We start from the raw sequence: 2,913 nt of genomic DNA on the forward strand, positions 1-2,913 counted from the left end.
GACGTACTCGTGGTTCATGGCCAGCAGGCCGCGGGTGCTGCTGCCTTCGAGCGGGTAGAAGTGGATGCCGTCGTGGTGCATGCCCATCTGCAGCGCCTGGTCGGCAGCACTGGTCGAGGCATCCTCGCGCCAGGCCGGCATCGCGCCAGGCACCCCCACCGGCTCGCCCCAGGGCGCGATGACGTCGGCGACGTAGCCCTCGGGCACGGTGATCGCATCGGCCTGGCTCGCCGGAATCCCCTTGAAGCCGAGCAGCGGTCCGCCGAGGACCGGGCCACTCGCGCAACCGGCCAGCCAGGGCGCCAGCACGCCGCCGGCCAATGCCGCCAGGCCACCGCCGACCCACAGCCGCCGCGCCGGATCCGAGACCTCGTGGATGCTCGGGTTGGCCGAGCGGTTGCTGTCTTCCATTGCGTCGAAGTCCTTGGCCATCGCGTCGTCTCCGTCAGAGCTTCTCGGTCTCGCCGCTGCGCGGCTGCCACTTCATCAGCCGCCGCTCGATGCGCCCCACCGCCGCGTCGAGCACCAGCGCGAAGGCGGTCAGCACCAGGATGCCGGCCATCACGGTATTGATATCGAAGGCGCCCTCGGCCTGCAGGATGAGGTAGCCCACGCCGCGCGAGGAGCCCAGGTACTCGCCCACCACCGCGCCGACGAAGGCCAGGCCCACGCTGGTGTGCAGCGAGCTGAACACCCAGCTGGTAGCGCTGGGCAGGTAGACATGGCGCAGCAGCTGCCGCGAGTTGGCGCCAAGCATGCGCGCATTGGCCAGAACCACCGGGCTGACCTCCTTCACGCCCTGGTAGACGTTGAAGAAGACGATGAAGAACACCAGCGTGACGCCCAGCGCCACCTTGCTGGCGATGCCCAGCCCGAACCACACCGCGAAGATCGGCGCGAGGATCACCCTCGGCATGCTGTTCAGCGCCTTGATGTAGGGGTCGAGGATGGCCGCCGCCATCGGGCTGAGCGCGAGCCACAGGCCGGCCACCAGGCCCAGCGCAGTGCCGATGCCGAAGGCCAGCACCGTCTCGACCAGGGTGACCCACAGGTGCTCGTAGATGTCGGCATTGGTGACGAACCAGGCCCAGATGCGGCCGAAGATCACCACCGGCTCGCCGAAGAAGAAGGCGGCCTGGCGATCGTTGTCGAACACGAAGGGCGGGATCAGTCCCGGCTTGGTGAGCACATGCCAGGCGCCGAACACGGCGGCCAGCACGGCCAGCTGCCATGCGCGAAGGTTGCCGGGCCTCGGCTTGATGAGCTTCCACATGGTTCAGGCGGCCAGCTGCTGCTGATAGCCCTTGAGCACCTCGTCGCGCAGCACCGACCAGATCGCCCGGTGCAGTTCGATGAAGCGCGGCGTGGTGCGCACCTCGGCCACGTCGCGCGGGCGCTCGAGGTCGACGACGAACTCGCCGATCGGTCGCGAGGCCGGCCCGGCCGAAAGCACGACCACACGGTCGCTCATCGCGATCGCTTCGTCGAGGTCGTGGGTGATGAACAGGACGGCCTTTCGCTTCGCCGCCCACAGGGCCAGCACCTCGTTCTCCATCAGCTGCCGGGTCTGGATGTCGAGCGCGGAGAACGGCTCGTCCATCAGGATGATGTCGGGGTCCAGCGCCAGCGTCTGCGCCAGCGAGGTGCGCTTGCGCATGCCGCCGCTGAGCTGGTGCGGATAGCGGTCGCCGAAGCCGCCGAGGCCGACGCGCCGGAGCCATTCCTGAGCACGCTCTTGCGCATCGGCCGCGCCGCGGAACTCCAGCCCGGCCATCACGTTGCCCAGCGCGGTGCGCCAGGGCATCAGGCTCTCGGCCTGGAACATGTAGCCGGCACGGGCGTTGATGCCGCCCAGCGGCGCGCCGAACACGCGCACGCTGCCGCTGCTGGGCGCGAGCAGGCCGGCCGCCACGTTGAGCAGCGTGCTCTTGCCGCAGCCGGTCGGCCCGACCACGCTGACGAACTCGCCGGCGCCCACCGTCAGCGTCACGTCGCGCACGGCGGTATAGCGCTGCGTGGCGTCGTGGCGGTCGACGAAGGTGCAGCTCACGCGCTGCAGTTCGAGCGCGGGCGGCAACGGGGTGGGGTTGGGGGTGGTCATGGCATTCAGGCTCAAAGGCTTGCGCAGTGTAGGGATGCTGCGCAAGGCACGGAACTTCGCGCGCCGCACCGCGCTCCATGCCGCCGCAGCGCGTGCTGCGTCAACCCCACTTCACCCAGGAGACATGATGAAGAACGCCAGCCACTGGGCCGCGCTCGGCCTGGTCGTCCTCGCTTCCGCCGGCTGTGCCGCCACCGATATGGGCAAGCCGATGGCCGCCGCCCCCACCACGCAGGTCGCTGCGGCACCGTCGAGCGAAACGGGCCGCGACTGGAGCCGCATCGACAGCAACAAGGACGGCCTCGTCTCGCCCGAGGAGATGGAGAAGTACCTCGCCGCCAATCCCGGCCCGCTGAAGAAATAGTCAGCCGCGGGCGGCCTTGGCCAGCGCCTTGCGAACGAACTCGTTCGTGTAGGCGCCGGCCAGGTCGAACTTCACGTCCTTCAGCGTCGCGTCGATGCTCTGCAGCGCACGCACGGCGGTGGCGGCACCGGCTTCCGGGAACAGGCCGTCGGGCGACAGCGCGCCCTTGGCCGCCATGAAGGCGTCGATGTAGACCGCGCGATCGCCGAGCAGGTAGTTCTCCGGCACCGCCTTGATGATCTCGCCCGGCCCGGCGGCCTGGATCCACCGGTCGGCCCGCACCATCGCGTTGACCAGCGCCTGCACCGTGCCCGGATGCTTCTCGACGAAGGCCTGCGGCGCGTAGAGGCAACCGGCCGGCATCGGCCCGCCGAACACCTTGTCGGCCTCGGCGACGATGCGCGTGTCAGAGACGATCTTCAGGTCTCCCGAGCGCTGCAGCAGCGTG

General features: G+C 69.4%; 4 protein-coding genes and 1 pseudogene. 1 reads left to right on the forward strand and 4 read right to left on the reverse strand.

Features of this window, described 5'->3' with window-relative positions; all coding sequences use genetic code 11:
* The 3 genes from AB7U92_RS25035 to AB7U92_RS25045 all read right to left on the reverse strand — a co-directional run.
* Positions 1-432, reverse strand: a 432-nt coding sequence (locus AB7U92_RS25035) for an alkaline phosphatase PhoX (RefSeq protein ID WP_428583240.1), incomplete at its 3' end; no start/stop codon positions are given.
* Positions 433-445: 13 nt separating this feature from the next.
* Complete coding sequence (locus tag AB7U92_RS25040; RefSeq protein WP_428583242.1) at positions 446-1,273, reverse strand: ABC transporter permease; 828 nt, start codon at positions 1,271-1,273, stop codon at positions 446-448.
* 3 nt (positions 1,274-1,276) lie between these two features.
* Positions 1,277-2,101 carry an ABC transporter ATP-binding protein gene (locus AB7U92_RS25045; protein WP_428583244.1) on the reverse strand — a complete coding sequence of 275 codons (825 nt, stop codon included), beginning with the start codon at positions 2,099-2,101 and terminating at the stop codon, positions 1,277-1,279.
* Between the two features lie 127 nt (positions 2,102-2,228).
* Here AB7U92_RS25045 and AB7U92_RS25050 point away from each other — a divergent pair, with 127 nt between their 5' ends.
* Entirely contained in the window at positions 2,229-2,465 is a 237-nt protein-coding gene (locus AB7U92_RS25050; protein WP_428583246.1) for a hypothetical protein, read from the forward strand.
* Here AB7U92_RS25050 and AB7U92_RS25055 read toward each other — a convergent pair.
* Positions 2,466-2,913, reverse strand: a pseudogene (locus tag AB7U92_RS25055) (ABC transporter substrate-binding protein); the annotation flags it as partial.

Origin of the sequence: Piscinibacter sp. (assembly GCF_050175855.1) — a bacterium.
Classification (GTDB): Bacteria; Pseudomonadota; Gammaproteobacteria; order Burkholderiales; family Burkholderiaceae_C; genus Piscinibacter.